Consider the following 21,088-nt stretch of genomic DNA (forward strand, 5'->3'; position numbering starts at 1 on the left):
ACAATGAGCGAACAATACATACCATTTGCGGATCTGGTTAAACATATAGAAGTCCTCTGCACACGTAAGGCATCCGGAGTACTATTTATTGCCACAAAAGCCAACCGTAGCGCCCAAATTGTTCTTGAAAACGGTACCATCGTTTTTGTCTATTTTTATAACAAGCAGGGACAGGAAGCGCTGGAACTGATGCTGACTATCCAGGCTGGGCGCTACAAGTTTCAGGAAAATGCAACCTCACCACGACGAAACAAGCTCCCTCCCACTCAAGATATCCTGCAATTTCTTTCCCAAACAGACAACACAAAGACTCTGGCTAAAACAGAACCTCTGACTGAAGCAGAGGTACTGCCGCAACTCACAGATGAACAAAAATCAATTTTAGAGAGTATTCTTGCCGAATTCATTGGCCCCATGGCAGCTATTATCTGTGAGGATCATCTTGACTCAACACCAGATATCACTGCTGCAATTAACACCCTCGCCTCAGAGATACCTTCTCCTCTGCAGGGAGAGAAATTCAAAACGCAGGCAAAAGCAAAGTTAAGCTGATAAACCCTGCCGAAAAATGGTCATCAACCGTTCTCAGCTCTTAGCCTAAGTACAGTTTTTCCAGGGGTACCCTGATCTGAACAATGGTCCCCTCCCCCACAGAAGACATTATACTGATTTTCCCATTTACGAATAAGAGTCTGTCCTCCAGGGAAAAAAGACCAAAACCGTCATGATTAACATCTGCGTCAAAGCCTACACCCTCATCGGCTACTTCAACTATGAGTTTTGTCCCGGTAATTCGTAAGAGTATTTGCCCATCAGGAGTCTCTGCATGTTTTATTATATTGATTACCAGCTCCCTGACAGATCTGTACAAAACGATATTCTGCTTCTGTCCCGGCCTAAGCGGAGAACCAATAAGATTAGTGAAGACCAATCGCATATTATGTCGGCTGTTCACATCCTCAACCAGCCACTCCAGAGCTGCTTCCAGACCAAAATCATAGAGTACCGGGGGACTGATCTGAAAGGTAAGTGCTCGTAAATCAGTTAAGGCCTTACCGAGGTTTTCCTGCAAGGTGTCTAAACCAGCCAGATCATCATGCTTACCTTGAAGAGTTGCAGCATCTTTAACACTCAAAGCCAGTAACTGGGTGACACTATCGTGTAGATCTTCTGCAATAGCACGTCTCTCGCGCTCTTCTGTGGTCACAAGTTCATGGGAAATTTTGGCTAGCTTTTGTTCACTACTCACCCTCTCCTGCTCGACTAATTTTTCCTGAATCGCAACAAGCCGTTCAGTACGCTCAGCTATAATTTTATCCCTGGTAAAAATCTGTTCCTGATATTCTGCCTCTATTTCCTCTGCCTGCTCGGTCAACTTTCGAACCCAGGGAACTGTCAGCATAAGTGCCCGAAACAACCGATTGAACAGATGAGGTTCTTTGTAGTAGAGATCAAAATCCCATATCGCCTGTCCTGCACCACCGGCAACAGTCGGTCCAGGATCAAGGCAATGCGTTTCAACCTCTATATCATTTGCTCCGGCCAATTTACCATAGGAGACAAAACAACCGGCATTCCACTGCATTGTAAAATCACTCACCTTGATTCCCGGATTATGAACAACCCGCAGACCAACATGGCCCTTTTTCAACGAGCGTACACTATACACCTTCGTCCTGTTATACTTTGCCGCCTCCAGGGATACTTTTTTGGCAACCCCGTGCACTCCAAGCAAAGATACTCCCAAGGTTGTCAAAATAAGGGGTTTGGTTTTATATATGGTGCGCCCTATCTTATAGGCAAGCCTGGGATCAGGAATACACTCCTGAATAGCATCGTGTAAGGCTTGAATAAAATCGTGGGAAAACCAGTAGCGTGGCATTTGTAAATGGGCCACAGTCACCGGTTCAATTTTTCCTGTCTCAAGGTTTTCAATATAACAATCTTGCTCTGCTGCTATACTTGCAACTATGGCATCAACGTCTACATCAACATGATATTTGTGAAGATATTGTATAAGCCAGAAGGTATTAAGGGCTGATATCTCCTTTGCCATTACAATGTTTTTTTTTGCAATCGTCATCAATTCTTCGTCATCTATTGTGCCGCTTCAAAGGAAACTCTTATGGTTGTTGTATAACTACTATCATTAGTAATTAATTTACATTGCAGTAAACGTCCACAATTTCAAAGCCTCACGCTCAAAAAACGAAAAAAGCCCCAGGCACAAAAGAGTACCTGGGGCTTTACAGACAACCTGTAACAATAAACCGTTACTGACCTTTAATGCTTTTTTTACCCTTGTAACCAACCTTGTCGCCCAGTTCTTCTTCTATACGGAGCAGCTGGTTATATTTTGCAACACGGTCTGACCTGCAGAGTGAACCGGTTTTAATCTGACCTGCGGCTGTACCCACAGCAAGATCAGAAATGGTTACATCTTCGGTCTCTCCACTTCTATGGGAGATCACTGCTGTAAATCCCGCATCTTTTGCCATACGGATAGCTTCCAGAGTTTCGCTCAAAGATCCAATCTGGTTGAACTTAATGAGAATTGAGTTACCAATTGAATTATCAATACCGCGTTTCAAGATCTTGGTATTAGTTACAAAGAGATCATCTCCAACCAGCTGAATCTTAGAACCAATCTTCTTGGTCAAATACGCCCAACCGTCCCAGTCACTCTCATCAAGACCATCTTCAATGGAAATGATCGGGTACTTGCTGCTCAGTTCTGCCAGGTAATCTCCAAAGCCTTCCGAATCAAAAACCTTGCCTTCACCTTTCAGATCGTACTTTCCATCAACATAGAACTCAGAGGCAGCGCAATCAAGGGCGAGGGTAATATCTTTGTCCATTTCATAACCAGCCGCTTCAACGGCCTGAATGATAACGGTCAACGCCTCTTCGTTTGAAGCAAGATTAGGAGCAAAGCCACCCTCATCACCAACAGCAGTGCTCAGTCCTTTAGCACTGAGTACTTTTTTGAGCTGATGAAAAACCTCTGCACCCATCCGTAAACCTTCGCGGAAATTCTTGGCACCCACAGGCTGGATCATAAATTCCTGGATATCTACATTGTTATCAGCATGCTCTCCACCATTGATGATATTCATCATAGGAACAGGCATCAGATACTCACCCGGGGTTCCGTTCAACTCGGATATATACTGGTAGAGTGGAATGTTCTTGTCAATAGCAGCGGCCTTTGCCACAGCAAGGGATACAGCAAGAATAGCATTGGCACCTAATTTCTCTTTATTTTCTGTGCCATCAAGATCGATCATAAGCTGATCGAGTCCTTTCTGGTCATAGCCATCTTTGCCAATAATTGCTGGAGCAATGCTGTCATTTACAGCCCCTACTGCCTTAAGCACGCCCTTTCCAAGATAACGCGCCTTATCGCCATCACGTAGTTCAAGGGCCTCCCTGGAACCTGTAGAAGCACCAGAAGGTGCACATGCTCTACCCCAGGCTCCTGATTCCAGGTAAACATCTGCTTCAACGGTTGGGTTTCCGCGTGAATCCATTACTTCGCGACCAATTACTTTGCTGATCTTAGACATAATCACTCCTTTCAAGCTATTATCAAGCTATTAATTTCGCCTTAAATACTAACGACGGTTGACTGAATATTTCTTCTTTCCAAGACGAATAGGTAGAATTATTCGTGGCTGTATGATTACACCGGCATAGAATAACAACGAATACACTAAAAGAAAGGAAGAAAAATAAACCTGTTACAACTCTAATCCTTGTAAATGGGAAGAAAATCCGGAATAAGTCTCTTTCAGCGACCTTATTATTCCCAGATTAATAAATGGAAACAACCTTATCGGCACATTGGGTGGCTGTAATAATATCCAGCATATTTGTCGTTCCACCCACCTGTTTTTCTTCTGTTAAACCAAAGTGCTCCAGACAGGTACCGCAAGAAAGAATTATGGTTCCAGACTTTTCATAGTCCTGCAGCTCTTGTAAAACCGGAGATGATGTTGTGGTCAGCTTTACACCACCATTGACAAAGATAAGCTGCCAAAGCTCCGGCCCCATCTCTTTGATTGTTTTCAAATAACTTATCATCAACTTCCGGCCAAGGACATCATCACCGGACCCAAGGGTGTCACTGGTTACCAGCACCAGTACTCTCTGCACAGTCTCGTCACGAACTACTGAAGCTTTCTCGGGAACAGCCGAACCCTGCACAGCACCTGAAGCGGCAACCAATCGAAACACACCATCTTCTTCTGTTTCAGTAACTGAATACCCCTTGGTTGTTAGAAAACGGGTCACGTTTTCAGCAGATCCCGCATTATCAACAAGCACGGAAAGATCTATTCCCGCTGCTTCTTCCACTGCATCTTTTACGAGCAATACAGGCCCTGGACAGGCAAGTCCACACGCATCAATCATCTTTGTCATCTACCCTTTCCCTTATATAAAAAATTGCCATACTACAGCGGCTACAACAACATAAGAAGCAGGATAATGCTCACTGCAACTCTATTTTATTACCACTATCTTCTGTTACATATCCAATTACAGCCGCTTCTTCCACCCCAGAGTCATGCAGGCGTTGTACCAGCGTATCCACATCGTCTTCCCGACAACCAACAAGCAGTCCGCCTGAGGTCTGGGGATCAAAGAAGATGTCTCGCATCACAGGATCAAAGCCCTGGTGCGCGACAATAAGCTCCTGCCTGTATTCCCTGTTATTATGTGCACCTAAAGGAACAAAGCCCATGGAGGCAAACTCCACAGCCTCACTGATGACCGGAACTTTTTGTGAATACACTTTTACACCAACAGAGGTACCGATTATCATCTCAGCCAGATGACCAAGAAGACCAAAACCTGTGATATCCGTGCAAGCTGAAACCGTGAAACCTGAAATAACCTCGGCAGCCCTCCGGTTGAGTGTTGCCATAATCCCTGTAATCTTCTTACAGGTATCATCGGAAGCTAGACCACCTTTAATTGCAGTGTTTACGATTCCTGTGCCGAGGGGCTTAGTAAGGACAAGACAATCTCCGGGGTTTAGCCCCTGATTGGTAAGAATCTTGTCAGGATGAATAAAACCGGTCACTGACAATCCATACTTCAATTCTTCATCTTCTACACTGTGACCGCCAAGAAGTACCGCACCGGCTTCTTTCAAAGTCGATCCACCTCCTGCCAACATCTCTCGCAAGGCTTCTTTTCCAAGTGTTTGCATCGGATATGCCACAATGTTCATTGCGGTTTTAGGCGTACCGCCCATGGCGTAGACATCGGAGAGGGCATTTGCCGCTGCAATACGACCAAAATCATATGGATCGTCTACGATTGGGGTAAAAAAATCGAGGGTCTGAATTAATGCAAGATCATCTGAAACCCTATAGACCCCTGCATCGTCAGCAGTTCCCAGACCAACCAGAACATTTTCATTTGTCGGGAAGTCCATCCCCTCTAGTGCTTGTTCCAGGTCCCCTGGAGCAATTTTAGATGCTCAACCGCCCCCTTTCACACAGGCGGTGAGCCGCTCCATCTTCTTTTTCATCTATTACCCCAACCATAGGAAAGATGCGCCATTCTATTTCAAAACCTTGCGTTCCCGTAACTACAATATAATGAAACAGAGGTACATCCAGACGCTACTTTGATTTCTTTTTACGTGAAGATTTCTTCTTTTTCTTCGACTTTGACTTGCCAGCCTTATCTTTCTTTTTCTTTTTCTTTTTCTTACACAGCTTCTGGGTGACCACCTTTGGACCTGACGACTTCTCAACTTTTTCTTCTGTTTTCTCTTCTGCGACTTCTACCTCTGCAGAAGCTTCAATTTCCGGCTGAACCGGCTCCTGTTGAGCTGAACCCTCCTCAGCAGTACCAACTAATGCCTGGGCAGCCGCAATAAACTTTTTAGCCTTTGAAGGACCAAAGCCACTAATTTTCAACAGATCTTCTTCTTTTGCTGCAGCCAGAGCCTCAGCACTTTGAAAACCATTTTCCATTAATATATCTGCTGTTTGAGCACCAATACCAGATACCGAGGTTATGGGTGTTGCCATGTAACTTCTCCTTCTTTCTCTTACTATTTACGTAGAACTCAACTGTATAATTTTATGTAGCATTCCAACATTCCAACTGTTGTAAATGACTCGTTTCGAATGACCTATTCGATTTTTTGTGGCCAACAATATAGCACAGAAGCGCCAAGATACAACACAACAGTAATAAAGAATGGCAAAAGCACACAAACTCAATATGTTCTACCAATTATTTATCTATAGAAACCTACGAACAGCAAACCAGTACAAACCATACGCTCACAGAGGGATCATCCTCTAACATTTTCTTGACACAAATCGCAACTCACCATAAATGTCAATCATATGCAAACATATATTTTAACACACCAAAAAGAACCACACGAGAGATGTATGCAATACAGTTATGACTGGAAAGATGTTTTCAATCCTGGAGACGCTGATAACTTTTTCACACACCGGTCTCCTGAAACATCACCTGAAGCCTTCGAGCCGGACAATCCAATGTTTAGTCAGAAAAATGCATGGTGGTTATCTGAAATGTCACGCCTTATTTATTCGAAGGGAACAAGAGAAAAAGAGGAAGCTGAGGTAAGAAATCTTCAACTTGAACAACACGGATTACAAGAACCTTGGTTTTACAATGGTAAACATCTCAAATGTGCAGTTATTACTCCAACAGCAGAACTGGATATTTCTTTTTCGGTGCTGGTGTTCAGAGGTACTGCCGGCAACATTTCCAACTGGCTTTACAACCTGAAAACAACATTATCTCCCTGGGGTTCAGGCGGAAAAGTTCACAATGGTTTCAAACAACTTCTCCTTGAAAGTATAGAAGAAATTAAAGACCAACTCAAAACATTACGCCGTCCCGTTTACTACACTGGACATAGCCTTGGCGGCGCACTTGCTGTACTCACCGCCTCTCTACACGCTCCCCACGCAGTATACACCTTTGGCGCACCTAAAATCGGTAACGATGAGTTTTTATCGTCTCTACAAAACATCAATATTTACCGACTGGCTAACTGTAGAGATATTGTCACCACCATCCCACCTCTACCCACAATGCTCCATGCAGGGCTACCCTACTATCTTAAGGGATCACACCACGAAGCCACTAAGCGGCCATGGTTAGGCGCACCAGAGTTTCTTGCGGCACACTCACCTGTTAATTATTCTGCCCGGCTTGAAACCGTTGATCTCTTAGGTTATTGACAACACGGGAAAGAAATCACAGTCCATAAGAATCTTTACCAAGGAGATGCATTGCAGACTCCCCTGCAAACAGATCAAGAAAACTGTCATCGGCGAGATTACAGCGAAACCCCTGACAAACCCTGGGCCTATAATGGTAGATACCGCAATAATATTTATCGTTTTTATGTTTTAAAAATACACAGCCCTTGTCATCGGGATGGATCATATACATCTTCCCATCTTTTTTAGCATCCCGAGTTGCGAGATCCAAACCCTTTTCCCGAATCTCTTTCATACTCACATTAACTCCGACATGCCCTCCCATCTTCTTAATAAAGTCGACCTCTTCCGCCTGTAATGAGATCTTTTTGTATTCTCTACAACAGGTTCCACACTGGCGACACTCATGCAATATCGTTTTTAATACGTTATCATCGACACTCATCTATCTATCCTTATCAGTGCCTTACTTGGTTTGAAATTAAAACTTCAACTCACACCATGGCACGTATCCCGTTCATCGGGTACTGAAAAGAGTCTCGGCTTATTCCATGTTTACCGAGGTTAAAGAGTCCAACAGCTCCGAAATGGGTGGTCTACAAGTAAATTATTTCCTCTTTCAGAGTGCAGAACCCCAATTTTTCCAAGTCTTTTTGTACATAAACTATCCAAGGTCTCCAGAACTGAAGACTCCAGTGAGACCGGATTATACCCACCCTCCAGTACCATTAACAATCGACCGTCGCAGGCAGAATCAGCAGCTTGTTTAATAAGAGCAGTGGCCAAACCAAACCATTCTGTTGTCAGAATGGTCCCACTGATACTATCATCCTGGTGGGCATCGTATCCCGCTGAAACGAGAATAATCTGGGGTAAATACTGTTCTGCTACAACCTGCAGTAATCGTCCAAGTAGAAAGGTATATTCAGCATCACCAAACTGTGAATAGACAGGTACATTTATGGTATATCCCAACCCCTTTTCAGTCCCTACCTCAGAGACATCACCCGAAAAGGGAAAAATATCCCTCTGATGCAGCGACATGACCATCACCTCATCGGTATCATAGAATGCTTCTTGAGTACCATTTCCATGGTGGGCATCAAAATCGATTATAAGAATCCGGTTTAATCCGTACTTTTTTCGAAGATATTCTGCAGTGATAGAAACATTATTAAAGACACAAAACCCCATACCTCTGCCAGGTTCAGCATGGTGCCCTGGCGGCCGGATCAGGGCAAAACCTGAATCCAATTCATCACCCAGCAGTCTATCAGCAAGGTCTAAGCAACCACCAGTTGCCAACTGCGCCGTATAGATTGACTGCTCCATAAGATAGGTATCCTTATCGTAGGAAAAGGGATTCCCATTAACACTGTGTTCCTTCAGCTGTTCGAGGTAAAAACGGGAATGCACAAGCTCAATATCATCAAACCCCGCCTCCCTCCCTGAAAACAACTGGCACCGTTGTGCAAACTGCTCCCTCACAACTGTCGCCAGGTTACGAAGTCGCTCGGGATTTTCTGGGGACGGAGTCACTATACGATGGTCAAGATAACGATCATCAACCACAAGACCAACTCGATTATTCATAATGATATTGATAGTAAAGACAATTTGAATAGGTTGCCTGATCGAGGCGAAACAGATGTCCAACCCGACGAACATGGTGGTCATCATAGCTAAGCGTTTCCACAAGCTCAAAGCCCAGTTTTTTAAGACAGCGCTGTTGGGGGAGATTATTGATATCAGTATACATCTCAACCGCCTCCAATTTTAACCGCTCAAAGAGATTGATAATGACATACTTTTGAGCCTCAGTACCGTATCCATTATTTCGTTTTTGGGGATCAGAAATTTTCAGCGCCATTACCCCGCACTTCTTAAACTCAGACCTCAGCCAGTAGTGAACGGTACCAATGGCCGAGCCACCTTTTTCTTCCACCAGAAACACTCTGTTTTCATCATTCCACAACATACCTGAAGAGATTTGAGCCTGGGCCATCTGGCTATCGAGGCCTTCAGGTGTCAAATACTCCCCGTGAGCATTGGCACTATTACTCCATTTAACCAAAAGGGAGAGATCATCTTGATATACCCGTCTCAGGCTAAGGCGCGGTGTGAGTAATTTATCTCCAAAAATCATAATCAAGACCTGTCTCCAGCTAAAGAGCTACTCTTTTGCTGGAGACTCATAAATTAAAGATTCTGAATGGCACCCTGAAGACTCTCACTGGAACGTACTAGACGATCAAGGGCATCAACACTTTCAGAAAGGGAACTATTGACAACAGAAGTTGATTTCTGATTTTCCTTAGATGAAACGGCAACCGCCTGGATTCCCTGCATAACATTTTCACCACTTGAACAAAGACTTTTTGACTGCAGGCTTAAATTATCTACAGAAGTTGAAATAGTCTGTATCCCTTCAGAAATTGTCTCCATACTCACAAGCGCTGTGTTGATCACCTTGCCGCCATCGCTTAGCATCGTCATTCCTGACTGCATGGCATTGATGGTTTGCATCGAGTCCTTTTCCACCTGCTTGACTATGTCAGATATATCGATTGCAGATTTAGAACTGTTCTCAGCAAGCTTGCGAACCTCGTCGGCCACCACGGCAAATCCTCGCCCGGCATCCCCTGCCCTTGCGGCCTCAATGGCTGCATTAAATGCTAACAAATTTGTCTTGGAGGCAATATCTTTGATGATATCAACAAAGCCTGAAATCTTTTCAAGCTGATTAACAAGCCCGCTCACCATTTCATTATTTTTTTCCATGGTGGCGTTTATTTCAACGAGCTTTTCTTCGGCATTTTTCCCTGCGGCCTTCCCGGTCTCAGCCTCTTTTGTCAGGTCACCCGCAAGCTTATTTGACTCAGCGGAAAGACTCAACATCTCCTCAGATGCCGCAACCATTTCTTTTACCGTTTCAAGGGAATCATCAAGCTTCTGGACCCCATCATCAATGAGTTCATTCATCTCATCAACCTTGCTGTTGGCTTGGTCCATCTGGCTCTTGGACTCACTCACAAGCGCGTTTACGTCACCCACAGCCTCACTAATCAAGCGCTCCACAGCCTTTTCAGCAGTAACATCTGTAATATACTCCAGAGCCCCCTTAATATTGCCTTTTGCATCTTTAATAGGGGATGCGGTGTATTTAATCGGCATTTCTTTGCCATTGGGGTGGGCGGTTGTCTGTTCATTAATAACCGTCCCTGTCCGCATTGCCTGGGAACAGGCACAGTTATCTGTTCTACAATGATCGGTATTAAACATGTCATAACACTTCTTACCGATTACCTGATCAGGGGTCTGACCGAGGACTGAGGCCCCTGCAGGGTTCATAAAGGTGATATTATAGTCGGCATCAATGGACATGATAGGCGTTGGGATAGTATTAAGATTTTCAATCTTCTCATCCGCTGCCTGCTTTTGCTTCGACTCTTCTGTCATATCAAGAACATATTCAAGAGCCCCTTTAATATTACCTTTGGCATCCTTAATCGGTGCCCCGGTATATTTAATGGGGATTATTACCCCTTCTGCCGGACGAGCTATAGTGTGCTCCGTCACAACAGAGTCTGTTCTCATCGCACGGCCACAGGCACATTTGTCGGTTTTACAATGGGGCGTTTTAAAAAGGTCGTAACATTTTTTACCAACAACCTCATCAGGGGTAGAACCAACAACAGCGGCACCTGCAGGGTTCATAAAGGTGATTGAAAAATCAGTGTCAATGGACATGATAGGCGTCGGAATGGTATTGAGATTTTCGATCTTCTCATCTGCCGCCTGCTTCTGTTTGGCCTCTTCCGTCATGTCAAGGACATACTCCAGCGCTCCCTTAATATTACCTTTGGCATCTTTAATGGGAGATCCGGTATATTTAATGGGGATAATAACCCCCTCTGCGGGCCTTGCAATGGTATGCTCGGTTACCACTGAATCGGTTTTCATTGCTCTGGTACAGGCACATTTATCGGTTTTACAATGGGGCGTTTTAAAAAGATCGTAGCATTTCTTACCCATGACCTCATCTGGAGTAGAACCTACAACAGCAGCTCCTGCAGGATTCATAAAGGTAATATTATAATCGGTATCAATTGATAATATCGGCGTCGGAATGGTATTAAGGTTTTCAATCTTCTCATCCGCTGCCTGCTTTTGCTTCGACTCTTCTGTCATATCAAGAACATATTCAAGAGCCCCTTTAATATTGCCCTTTGCATCTTTAATCGGTGCCCCTGTATATTTAATCGGGATAATTACCCCTTCAGATGGCCTTGCAATAGTCTGTTCAGTTACCACAGAGTCTGTTCTCATTGCCCTGCCACAGGCACATTTATCGGTTTTACAGTGGGGTGTCTTAAAAAGGTCGTAGCACTTTTTACCAAGCACCTCATCTGGAGTTGACCCTACCACTGCAGCTCCTGCAGGATTTATGAAGGTGATGGTGAACTCCGTATCCATGGACATGATAGGCGTCGGGATGGTGTTAAGATTTTCAATCTTCTCATCCGCTGCCCGCTTCTGTTTGTTCTCCTCTGTCATATCAAGGATATACTCTAAAGCCCCTTTGATATTACCCTTAGCATCTTTAATTGGTGCTCCGGTATATTTTATCGGTACAATAACACCATCCTGAGGCCTGGCTATGGTCTGGGCCGTCACGATGGAATCTGTTTTCATGGCCTTTGCACAGGCACATTTATCCGTTTTGCAGTGGGGAGTCTTGAAAAGATCGTAGCATTTTTTTCCTATCACCTCATCTGGAGTCAAACCTGCCACAGAGGCTCCTGCAGGATTCATGAAGGTGACATTGAACATGGTGTCTATCTCCATAATTGGAGTAGGGATCACATCAAGATCTGTGGACAGTTGATGCAGACGGCTCTGGGTTTCTTTCAGCACATTGATATCGTGCAACGTAACAAAAGTTGAGCCATTACCGTTCATTGGAACGGCCTTTGAGGTAAAAAACGACAAACTCGTATCGTTTTTATGTATAACTTCCGCCGAAACAGCTTTACCTATTCGCTGTGCCTTATCCACAGGGCAGTCTTTGGTACCACACAGTTGTGACGGGCATGCCTCTTCACAACTCATCTGATCCATGACATTTTCCTCTACAAGATCAAAGCTCTCCAGAAAAGCCTTATTGGCCCATGTGATCACTTTTTTTTCATTAACCACATAACTTGGTTCCATCAATAGGCTCAAACATGAAGTATCTTGCTCAATGTTATTCCCTGCTTCTGTGTGTCCCATTTTACTTCTCCCTGCTGTTGGATTAGGCGTAAACTAATTGTCTATTTGACTACATTTCTTGGCGTATCGTTAGGTCGCTGCTATATCGATATGATTACGGATCAGGTTGTGCACGTTGAGAACGAGAACATGCTCACGACTATTTTCACCGTTATCAAAAACTATGAGGCGATCAAGAACATCGCGCTTACCGGACAATTCTGAATTAAGAGAGGTGGTAGCCTGGTACTGTTCCTGTTTATAAATTGTAACTATAGAGTCCACTTTAAGTGCCAACGTTCGACTGCCAGCCTTACAAATAACAAGCTTCTGCTCTCCTATGATGGACTCATCTTTCTCATAATTAAAAAAATTACGCAGGTTAATTACCGGAACTACATCTCCCCGGAGATTGATTACTCCAGCCCGATATCCGGACTCCCCGGGCAGGTTTATAACCCCATCTTCTTCTATGATTTCCTGTACATCTTTGAGTTGCACAGCCATGGAATTTCCGATACCAAATACCAGATAACAATTTTCAGTAATGAGGTGATGGGCTGTATCAACTACTGCTGTATTATCAACCTCTTCAACTTCATCAAAGTCGGCACTGAGACGACTCATTGCTTTCAACTCATCCAGCCTGTCACAAACCAGATTTTTCATCTCCAGCAGTGTCACATTATCGCCACCCACTCGCTGATAAATTCCACTAACCCCTGCCTGCAAAGCTCCTACACTGCTATTCACAGATAGGATTTCGTCATCAGGAATTGCTTCAATGGCATGAATCTGTTCAACTATGAGAGCAACGTAGCAACCATCTCCAGATAGTACTAAAACTCTGGTGCTTTCATTAAAAGCCCTGTTACCAGTTACACTTCCCCCGCTTAGAAGGCGGTCTGCGTATAAGACAGGTATGGTTCTGCCCCGAAGCTGCAGTGTTCCATCAATATCACCATGCCTAAAAATATCATCTAAAGATCCGGAGAACCCCGGAGGATCATGTTCTTCCTGTCCATTAAACATTTCTGCCAATGAATCTGTGAATGTAATTTCCTGAACACATTCGACCGGCACCCCATACAACTGGCCAGAATTTCCAAAAACCACATACCTTGAATAGGTCTTCTCTTTTGTTTCTGACTGCACTCCCGCAAGGGCTGCACCAGCTTTTTCCAGTTCAACAGAGTTTTCCGCAAAAAGACAGCCAAGGTCCATCAACTCAACTGTCCGCCGTCCCTTTTCCCGTAGAATAAGGGCTGAGATGATTTTATCACTTGTCTGTAAGGCACTATCAAGCTCCTGGACCTCATCACTATCAGCCCCGAACACCTCCCTGATATCATCAAACAACAAGCCATATCGCCTATGAAACAGTCGAACAACAGCGACCTTTGCATCGTCATCGTACTCGTGGCCAGGTAGTCCTAGTCTTTTCTTCAGGTTAATTATGGGAATTGGCTCATCTCTTAAATGCATAATTCCCTCAACAAAATTAAGACTTGCAGGCAAAGGAAGTATCCTGCCGTTAACCGGAGTTGCTTCCGCAACCACGTCGGCCCGCAATGCAATCTCCAGGCCCTCTGTTTTATCGAGCATAAAAGATGCAAACAGCTGTTCTTGTGACATGGTATTCCTCTTTACGACATACTATTGATGGGGATTTTCATTTTTTCGATTACCTGCCCAAGTTCTTCAACGGTCCTACTTGCCTGGGTGATATATCTGGGAGAAAGTTTATGGAACATAGTCCCGTCAATACCTGAGGCATCGGCCACGACAAGAAGTTTTTTCATTCCTTCAAAACATTCACTGCTACTATTCATGAGACAAAGTTCTTCACTATTCTGAACGAATAAAACCACAATATCACCATGTTGGGGAAAGCCAGAAACACTTTGAATTCCAAAGGTGATTGGACCTTCGAGGGCGTAATACTCTCCCCCATATTTCTGGGCCTGTAGTTTATTAAAATACCGCTTAGAGCAGGTGTTAAAATTACAGTTCTCCGCACAGCGAGGACTGGTAACTGTATAGAAAAATGTTTTCATATGCATTTAATTCGGGAAATTCTCTCTGTTAACTTTTCTGCAATACCAACACATACCCTGTCATAAAGCAGTAAACATGCCAGCAAAAAGACCCTGACCCCATTTTGTCATTTAATGCTGTATTTTCAATGCTTTGCTACAGGATTGGCATTTCTCTGAAATAAAAAGGTACAGTATGAAAGTGTTAACAAAAAGGGATCCGTCCCGTTTTGTTAACAGTACAGAAAGCTTGATTGACTGGTTAAAAAGATATGTAACGAAGTCTTATTAATAGGTCGTCTGGAAGATTTGAATTTTCGATCAAGCTCGAGGCGAAAGCAGGTTTTACTATCGATAGGATTGGGAAAAATGCAGTTGTCTGGATCAGCCTAAAAATCGATACCGTGTTTACTGATAAGCTGGTAGAGCCTGGTCCTTGAAATTTTTGACAGTCTTGCCGCTTGGGCAACATTTTTTCCCGATATACGTGCAAGAGTTGTGAGGTAATCATGTTCACATTGTATCTTGTGTTCACTCCAGGGGAGCAAGGAGAGTTCTGCCCCTTCAACCGCCGCGGCTCCGGAATCAGCTTGGAACTTAACACCAGCTCGGGCCTGAATAACCCTGAACTCTGGCGGAAGATGAATTGCAAACAAGGTCGGTCCTAAATTGGGATGAGTAAACACCTGCTCCACAGTTTGATATAACTCGCGCACATTTCCCGGCCAGTCATGGGCCTCAAGTGCCTCGATAAAATCAGCTGCCACCCCTTTAATTTCAAGCCCATACCGACTGCATAAACGTGCCACACAGTGAAGAACAATATCTCTCACATCCCCAAGACGATCTTTCAACAGGGGCAGTTCAATAGTATAGGCCTGCAGCCGAAAGAGCAGATCTGCTCTAAATGTTCCCTTGGTGACACACTCCTTTAAATTTCTATTGGTCGCGGCCACTACCCGAAAATCACTATAAAGGTGTTTACTTGAACCAACGGGCCTATATTCATGCTCCTGAAGCAGTCGTAAAAATGTCTTCTGAATAGACATGGGTAACTCACCCACCTCATCAAGAAATAACGTCCCTTTGTGAGCGTGTTTAATAAGTCCATCACTTGCGGTGTCTGCATTAGTAAACGCTCCTTTTACATGGCCAAAAAGAGTACTTTCGATAAGTGTCTCAGGAAGAGCAGCGCAGTCAACCACCACAAAATTTTCTCCAGCACGATCACTGTTTTCATGTATACAATGGGCAAAAAGCTCTTTTCCAGTACCGGTAGCTCCAGTAATAAGAGCAGAGACATTTGAAGACGCAGCTCGTGCTACCTGATCCAAACAGCTATTGATCCCGACACTGTCGCCAATAATATTATGTCGTTTTAGAGCAACAGGTATTTTCATCACCCGTTCTTTTTCTTCTCTATACTGTAACACCCGGGTCAATTGCAGGGGTAACTCACGAATAACATACGGTTTCTCGATATAACTCCATGCACCACTCAAGACCGCTCTTTCTGCGCCATCGGCCTCCCCCTGCCCCGTAATAATGATTATCTCAGGCCGTGAGGGGGCTCCTGCAATGGCCTCAATATAGTCAAGACCATTACCATCGGGCAACTGTACATCCAGGAGAACCACATCAGCCTGAGTTTCCTGCAACTCAGCCAGACCCTCTACCAGCCTGTGTTTTACCGTAACATCATGACCTTTAGCTCCTATATGATCGAGCAGCATATTCGCCAGTACCTGATCATCATCTATGATCAATATATTAGCCATTTTCCAATACCTTTCGTACAATTTGACGTAAGACCTTATTTCTTACAGGTTTAAAGAGATATTCTTTCAAACCAATCTGCTCCGATCGTTTCCGGTCAAAATGTTCACTGTAGCCGGTCATCATAATGATGGGCAGATCTTTTCGTATTGATAACATTTCCCTTGAGAGCTCAGCCCCTGTCATATTTGGCATTAGCATATCAGTGATCACCAGATCACAGCAATAGGGATCGTCTCTGAAAGCCATAACTGCCTGCATACTATCATTATATGTACTCACCCGGTAACCAACATTTTTGAGACAAGAGGCAGTCACATTTGCAACCTGCACCTCATCATCAATCACCATGATTTTTTCATTGCCACCCTTCTTACTTTCAACCTGTACCCTTTCACCTTTGAGAGCCCTACCATCAAGGGGGAGATATATTGAAAATGTCGTCCCTGTTCCAGGCGTACTCTCAACCTTGATCTTCCCATTATGCTTTTGAATGATTCCGTGGACAACCGCGAGCCCCAAGCCTGTACCCTGCTCTTTCGGTTTGGTTGTGAAAAATGGATCAAAGAGTTTAGGTAGATCCTCCTGTTCGATACCGCAGCCATTATCACTGACCTCAAGTAAGAGATATGGATCTTCCGGGTATGTTAAAGTAGAATTAGCGTCCGCATCACTTGCACACACCTCCTTCAGCGTAATCGAAATCGTACCATGACCACCACCTATGGCCTGCCTGGCATTGGTGCAGAGATTCATAATAACCTGATACAACTGACTAGAGTCGGCATAGACTGAGCCACAATTCATATCTATTGCATGGACGAAATCAATGGTAGAAGGAAGGGATGGACGCAAAAATTCAATACTTTCTGTTATAACATGCTGCATCTTTACCACAGAAAACTCACCACTGGCTTTGCTTCTGCTAAAGGTGAGAATCTGCTTTACCAAATCAACAGCCCTATCCCCTCCATCAAGAATCTGCTGCAAGTCAGGCTGCACTGGGTGATTCAGATCCAGCTTCCCCCTCGCTATTTCACCATAGCCAATCATTGAGGAAAGAATGTTGTTAAAATCATGGGCAATCCCCCCTGCAAGAGTACCCAAGGCCTCTATGCGAGTGGCATGCTGGAGCTGCTGTTCCAGTTGCTCTTCACGGGTAATATTTCTTTTTAAGGCGACAAAATTAACAATGTCCCCGTCACCATTTAAAACCGGAGAAATAGTTGCGTACTCCACATATATCTCACCATTTTTGTGGCGATTTATCAACTTACCTCGCCACACTTGTTTGCTTAACAAGGTGTTCCATAGTAACTGATAAAAATGTTCTTCGTGCTCTCCACTTTTAAGAATACGTGCATTCTTACCGACCGCTTCTTCTTTACTGTAGCCAGAACTTCTCTCAAAAGCGGGATTGACGTATTGTATATTTGAGTGAATATCTGTCATGACAACAGAGTCTGAGGTCTGCTCTATGGCCGCCATCAGTTGATTCTTTTCCAACTCATCCTTTAAATACTGAGACACATCTTTTGCGACATGCACAAGTTGGTGCATCCTCCCGGATTCACTAATAATTGGAAAGGAAGATACCTGAAACGTTTTGTTAACATGCTCATTATAGACGAGCCCCGTGTGCGGACAGCTATCCAAACCGGTTTTAGTTACAGGACAGCCCGAACAGGGCTCATCTTGACCCAAAAACGCCTGATAGCACTTTTTGTTTTTCAGTCCTCCCAGTTCATAACCAAAAAGTTCATGGGCAACTTTATTTGCCCGAACAATCTCCATGTCCATATTCTGGATGGTGACAATATCCTGCAAGGCATCGACTGTGGTCTCCCATTCATTTTTTGCCTGGACAATCTTGCTGTGACTATCTTTTGAACTGATAATTTCCGTTATATCAGTCAAAGTCACAATAGTATGTTTTTCCCGCCCGGTTGTATTTTCGGACGTTGAAAGTGTCACTTTAAACCACTTTAAGCCACCACCATCACCAGCATTAACTCCTATTGTTTTGGAAAAAACTCTCGACCGAATACACTCAACACAACCTTTGAAAAAATCAATGCACAACAAGGGCCGACTCTGTTCTGAGCAGAGAGTATTTTCTATCTCATGGAAATAACCAGCCTGTAATTGCTGGTGTGAACACCCAAGAAGATCTAAAAATTGTTGGTTGGCTGTAACGACAGAACAGTCCTCATTTAAAACGACCAGAGGAAGTCCTATATTTTGAAAAAGACTATATTGATAAAAAGTCTTGGCAGACATACGTTTAAAACCAGCAAAAAGGAACGGTACAATGCAAATCGGGAATATGCAGAAAAGCTTATCTGGCCGTCTTATCCCGCAGCAGACTATGTAGATTTACTACTTCAAGAGCTCTACTCACCTTTGTGTAAAACTCTTCAACGATAAAAGGATCGGTGCCAAAACAATCGCTTGCTCCGCTTTTGAGATAGGCCACCCCTTTCAACCTATCTGATATTGGAGTAAATCCAACAATGGCCAGATCCTCCAGGGTATGGTTTTCCCTGATTTTCTGGGTAAAATTGCAGCCGTCAAAACCGGAGGCCTCAAAATCGGCGATAACAAGTTTAATCTCAGGGTACTGTTCTAATATTTCCTGCGCGGTCTCAGGATTTGAAGCGTTTAAGACTCTAAACTTACGTACATAAAGTAGTTCTGAGAGGTATGTACGATTAGTCTCAGACTGATCAACAATGAGTACAAGAGTATTTTGATTCAGCTCAAACTGACGGATTGTTGAAACAACATAATCCAGACTGTTCGGATCTTCTTTTATGATATAATCAGCAACCCTTTTATCCCAAATTCTGCTTCGTACCTCATTACTCATATTGGTTGTGAATACGATTGAAGAAATACCCTGGCCCACAACCTTATCAATAACCTCTCCGTGGGGTGCATCAGGCAGATTAAAGTCCAGCAGGGCCACCGAGAAATTCCCATTTGCCTGCTCCAATAATTTTTCTGTCTCAGCGAGGGACTGTGCCCAGAAAACAGGAACATCAAACACTTTTTCAAGTCGTTTTTTTGCCAACCTGCCAAACATCATACTGTCTTCGACGAGAAGCACCTGCTGCATATTCAGTCCTGTTTTCCAAGTTTAATTTCAAAGCACTATCCATGGAGGTAGCTGAGCCAAGATGATCATTGGTCCCTCTATCTTTACGCATTACCTATTAGACATTTCTAATCTTATGTGAGATTTCAACCACGAGTCAAATAAATATCTCATTTTTAATTATAAACCCGAAAAAAGACTCTAACTCCGATGAACGGGAAATAAGCCAGTATAAATACCTCCACGTTGTATTTAGGATAACGCCTATTAGGAGCAAATATGTTTACCACCAGTGCAACTCCACACATCACTAAAACTTTTGCTGTGGCAGGAATAAAGGCATAGAGATAACCTGGATCCCTGCGTAGTAAAAATACAATAATTATTATCATTTCTATACAAAGCGATTGAAAACATAGAAAATTCCTGCTACTCTTTTTTCAAGGAAAACTAGTGGATCCCATCCATATTCTGACACTGACACTACCGATATCTATCAACAGATAGAATGGAGGCAGGCATGAAACTGAGATTTTTCTCCCACTCGTCCTTTCAGATAACAACAGATGCCGGTCAGATACTTCTTATTGACCCTTTTTTAGACGATAACCCCACCTCACCTGTTCGCTCAGATGAGCTCAGCGCAGACTACATTATCCTTACCCATGCTCATGGAGATCATATTGGCGACAGCTTTGCCATAGCAAAGCGTACAGATCCTCTTTTTATTTGTGTAAACGAGCTCGCTAACTATTGTATCGACAAAGGTTTTCGTGCCCACAATATGCACATTGGAGGTGCTCATCAATTTGATTTCGGCAGATTAAAGTTTACCATTGCCCACCACGGTTCCATGACACCGGACAATAGTTATGGAGGAGAGCCGGGGGGAGTATTACTCACTATAGACGGAAAAACGGTCTATCATACCGGGGATACAGGTCTATTTTACGATATGAAACTTATTGGTGAAATGAACAAGATTGACTACATGCTGCTCCCCATAGGAGATAACTTCACCATGGGTATTGATGACGCTGTTAAAGCGGTGGAACTCACTTGTCCGCAACTTGCCATCCCAATGCACTATAATACCTTTCCTGTTATTGAAGCCGATCCAGAGCTGTTTGCTGAAAAAGTATCAGCAAAAGGTTATAAGGCACGTGTCATGGAATATGGTGAAGAAATAAAGCTTTAACCACTTAATATATATTAAAGGATTGACATGTTTGACTTTGTAAAAAATATACTTGGCGCCAGTGATAAAAAAAGTAGTAACGCCCCCACCTTTGATGGACATATTGCTCTTTGTGTACTCCTCCTTGAAGCCGCCCATGTGGACGGCGAATGTTCAACTGAAGAAATCAGCCATCTCAAAGAAACTCTCATAACAAAATTTGAAATCAAGGCTGAAGATATCGATGAACTTGTTGCAAATAGTGGAGATACACGAAATGAGTCTGTTGATATCTTTCGCTTTACCCGCCATATGAACAACAACTACTCAAAAGATGAGAAAATAGAGGTCATGGAGTCAGTCTGGTCCATCCTGCTCGTTGACGACTACCTGGAAAAACACGAGGATCATTTTGCCCATAAACTTGCAAACCTGCTGCGCTTGACCCACTCAGAACTTATAGATGCTAAACTTGCAGCGCGAAAACAACTGTCTCAATAATTTTACAGTATGCACCTGAAGT

General features: G+C 43.7%; 18 protein-coding genes. 4 read left to right on the top strand and 14 right to left on the bottom strand.

Going from position 1 to position 21,088, the window contains the following annotated elements; all coding sequences use genetic code 11:
- The first annotated feature begins 3 nt into the window (after positions 1-3).
- A complete protein-coding gene (locus ACX6CI_RS16025) occupies positions 4-552 on the top strand; it encodes a DUF4388 domain-containing protein (RefSeq protein ID WP_458774656.1) in 549 nt (182 codons plus the stop codon).
- Between the two features lie 40 nt (positions 553-592).
- On the opposite strand, the gene ACX6CI_RS16030 is transcribed toward ACX6CI_RS16025, so the two are convergent.
- The 5 genes from ACX6CI_RS16030 to ACX6CI_RS16050 all read right to left on the bottom strand — a co-directional run bounded on the left by ACX6CI_RS16030 (position 593) and on the right by ACX6CI_RS16050 (position 6,047).
- Positions 593-2,083, bottom strand: coding sequence for a sensor histidine kinase (locus tag ACX6CI_RS16030; RefSeq protein ID WP_458774657.1), 1,491 nt, complete (start codon positions 2,081-2,083; stop codon positions 593-595).
- Between the two features lie 190 nt (positions 2,084-2,273).
- On the bottom strand, positions 2,274-3,566 hold the full coding sequence (eno, locus tag ACX6CI_RS16035) for a phosphopyruvate hydratase (protein ID WP_458774658.1): 1,293 nt from the start codon (positions 3,564-3,566) through the stop codon (positions 2,274-2,276).
- A gap of 247 nt (positions 3,567-3,813) precedes the next feature.
- Complete coding sequence (yedF, locus tag ACX6CI_RS16040) at positions 3,814-4,422, bottom strand: sulfurtransferase-like selenium metabolism protein YedF (protein ID WP_458774659.1); 609 nt, start codon at positions 4,420-4,422, stop codon at positions 3,814-3,816.
- A 70-nt stretch (positions 4,423-4,492) separates the two neighbouring features.
- Positions 4,493-5,539, bottom strand: coding sequence for a selenide, water dikinase SelD (gene selD, locus ACX6CI_RS16045; protein WP_458774660.1), 1,047 nt, complete (start codon positions 5,537-5,539; stop codon positions 4,493-4,495).
- Positions 5,540-5,633: 94 nt separating this feature from the next.
- Positions 5,634-6,047: a helix-hairpin-helix domain-containing protein gene (locus ACX6CI_RS16050; protein WP_458774661.1), complete on the bottom strand. Its 414-nt coding sequence runs from the start codon at positions 6,045-6,047 to the stop codon at positions 5,634-5,636.
- A 372-nt stretch (positions 6,048-6,419) separates the two neighbouring features.
- Between ACX6CI_RS16050 and ACX6CI_RS16055 the strand changes: the two genes are divergently transcribed.
- Positions 6,420-7,244 carry a lipase family protein gene (locus ACX6CI_RS16055; RefSeq protein WP_458774662.1) on the top strand — a complete coding sequence of 275 codons (825 nt, stop codon included), beginning with the start codon at positions 6,420-6,422 and terminating at the stop codon, positions 7,242-7,244.
- Positions 7,245-7,260: 16 nt separating this feature from the next.
- Here ACX6CI_RS16055 and ACX6CI_RS16060 read toward each other — a convergent pair whose 3' ends face one another.
- The 9 genes from ACX6CI_RS16060 to ACX6CI_RS16100 form a co-directional block, all read right to left on the bottom strand.
- The gene (locus ACX6CI_RS16060) at positions 7,261-7,671 is read right to left on the bottom strand and encodes a YkgJ family cysteine cluster protein (protein ID WP_458774663.1); all 411 of its coding nucleotides are present in this window, start codon (positions 7,669-7,671) and stop codon (positions 7,261-7,263) included.
- A 119-nt stretch (positions 7,672-7,790) separates the two neighbouring features.
- On the bottom strand, positions 7,791-8,819 hold the full coding sequence (locus ACX6CI_RS16065; protein ID WP_458774664.1) for a histone deacetylase family protein: 1,029 nt from the start codon (positions 8,817-8,819) through the stop codon (positions 7,791-7,793).
- A complete protein-coding gene (locus tag ACX6CI_RS16070) occupies positions 8,812-9,372 on the bottom strand; it encodes a GNAT family N-acetyltransferase (protein WP_458778477.1) in 561 nt (186 codons plus the stop codon). Before ACX6CI_RS16070 ends, ACX6CI_RS16065 begins: the two co-directional genes overlap by 8 nt.
- 53 nt (positions 9,373-9,425) lie before the next feature.
- Complete coding sequence (locus tag ACX6CI_RS16075; RefSeq protein ID WP_458774665.1) at positions 9,426-12,500, bottom strand: PAS domain-containing protein; 3,075 nt, start codon at positions 12,498-12,500, stop codon at positions 9,426-9,428.
- A gap of 69 nt (positions 12,501-12,569) precedes the next feature.
- On the bottom strand, positions 12,570-14,114 hold the full coding sequence (locus tag ACX6CI_RS16080) for a chemotaxis protein CheW (protein WP_458774666.1): 1,545 nt from the start codon (positions 14,112-14,114) through the stop codon (positions 12,570-12,572).
- 11 nt (positions 14,115-14,125) lie between these two features.
- On the bottom strand, positions 14,126-14,536 hold the full coding sequence (locus ACX6CI_RS16085; protein WP_458774667.1) for a hypothetical protein: 411 nt from the start codon (positions 14,534-14,536) through the stop codon (positions 14,126-14,128).
- A 368-nt stretch (positions 14,537-14,904) separates the two neighbouring features.
- Positions 14,905-16,293: a sigma-54-dependent transcriptional regulator gene (locus ACX6CI_RS16090; protein WP_458774668.1), complete on the bottom strand. Its 1,389-nt coding sequence runs from the start codon at positions 16,291-16,293 to the stop codon at positions 14,905-14,907.
- On the bottom strand, positions 16,286-18,571 hold the full coding sequence (locus tag ACX6CI_RS16095) for a hybrid sensor histidine kinase/response regulator (RefSeq protein ID WP_458774669.1): 2,286 nt from the start codon (positions 18,569-18,571) through the stop codon (positions 16,286-16,288). The genes ACX6CI_RS16090 and ACX6CI_RS16095 overlap by 8 nt, the downstream gene beginning before the upstream one ends.
- 58 nt (positions 18,572-18,629) lie before the next feature.
- Positions 18,630-19,409: a response regulator gene (locus tag ACX6CI_RS16100; RefSeq protein WP_458774670.1), complete on the bottom strand. Its 780-nt coding sequence runs from the start codon at positions 19,407-19,409 to the stop codon at positions 18,630-18,632.
- A gap of 499 nt (positions 19,410-19,908) precedes the next feature.
- Here ACX6CI_RS16100 and ACX6CI_RS16105 point away from each other — a divergent pair, with 499 nt between their 5' ends.
- Together ACX6CI_RS16105 and ACX6CI_RS16110 are read left to right on the top strand one after the other, a co-directional pair.
- Complete coding sequence (locus ACX6CI_RS16105; RefSeq protein WP_458774671.1) at positions 19,909-20,586, top strand: metal-dependent hydrolase; 678 nt, start codon at positions 19,909-19,911, stop codon at positions 20,584-20,586.
- A 27-nt stretch (positions 20,587-20,613) separates the two neighbouring features.
- The gene (locus ACX6CI_RS16110; protein WP_458774672.1) at positions 20,614-21,066 is read left to right on the top strand and encodes a tellurite resistance TerB family protein; all 453 of its coding nucleotides are present in this window, start codon (positions 20,614-20,616) and stop codon (positions 21,064-21,066) included.
- Positions 21,067-21,088 lie beyond the last annotated feature (22 nt).

Source organism: Desulforhopalus glucosivorans (assembly GCF_054397165.1).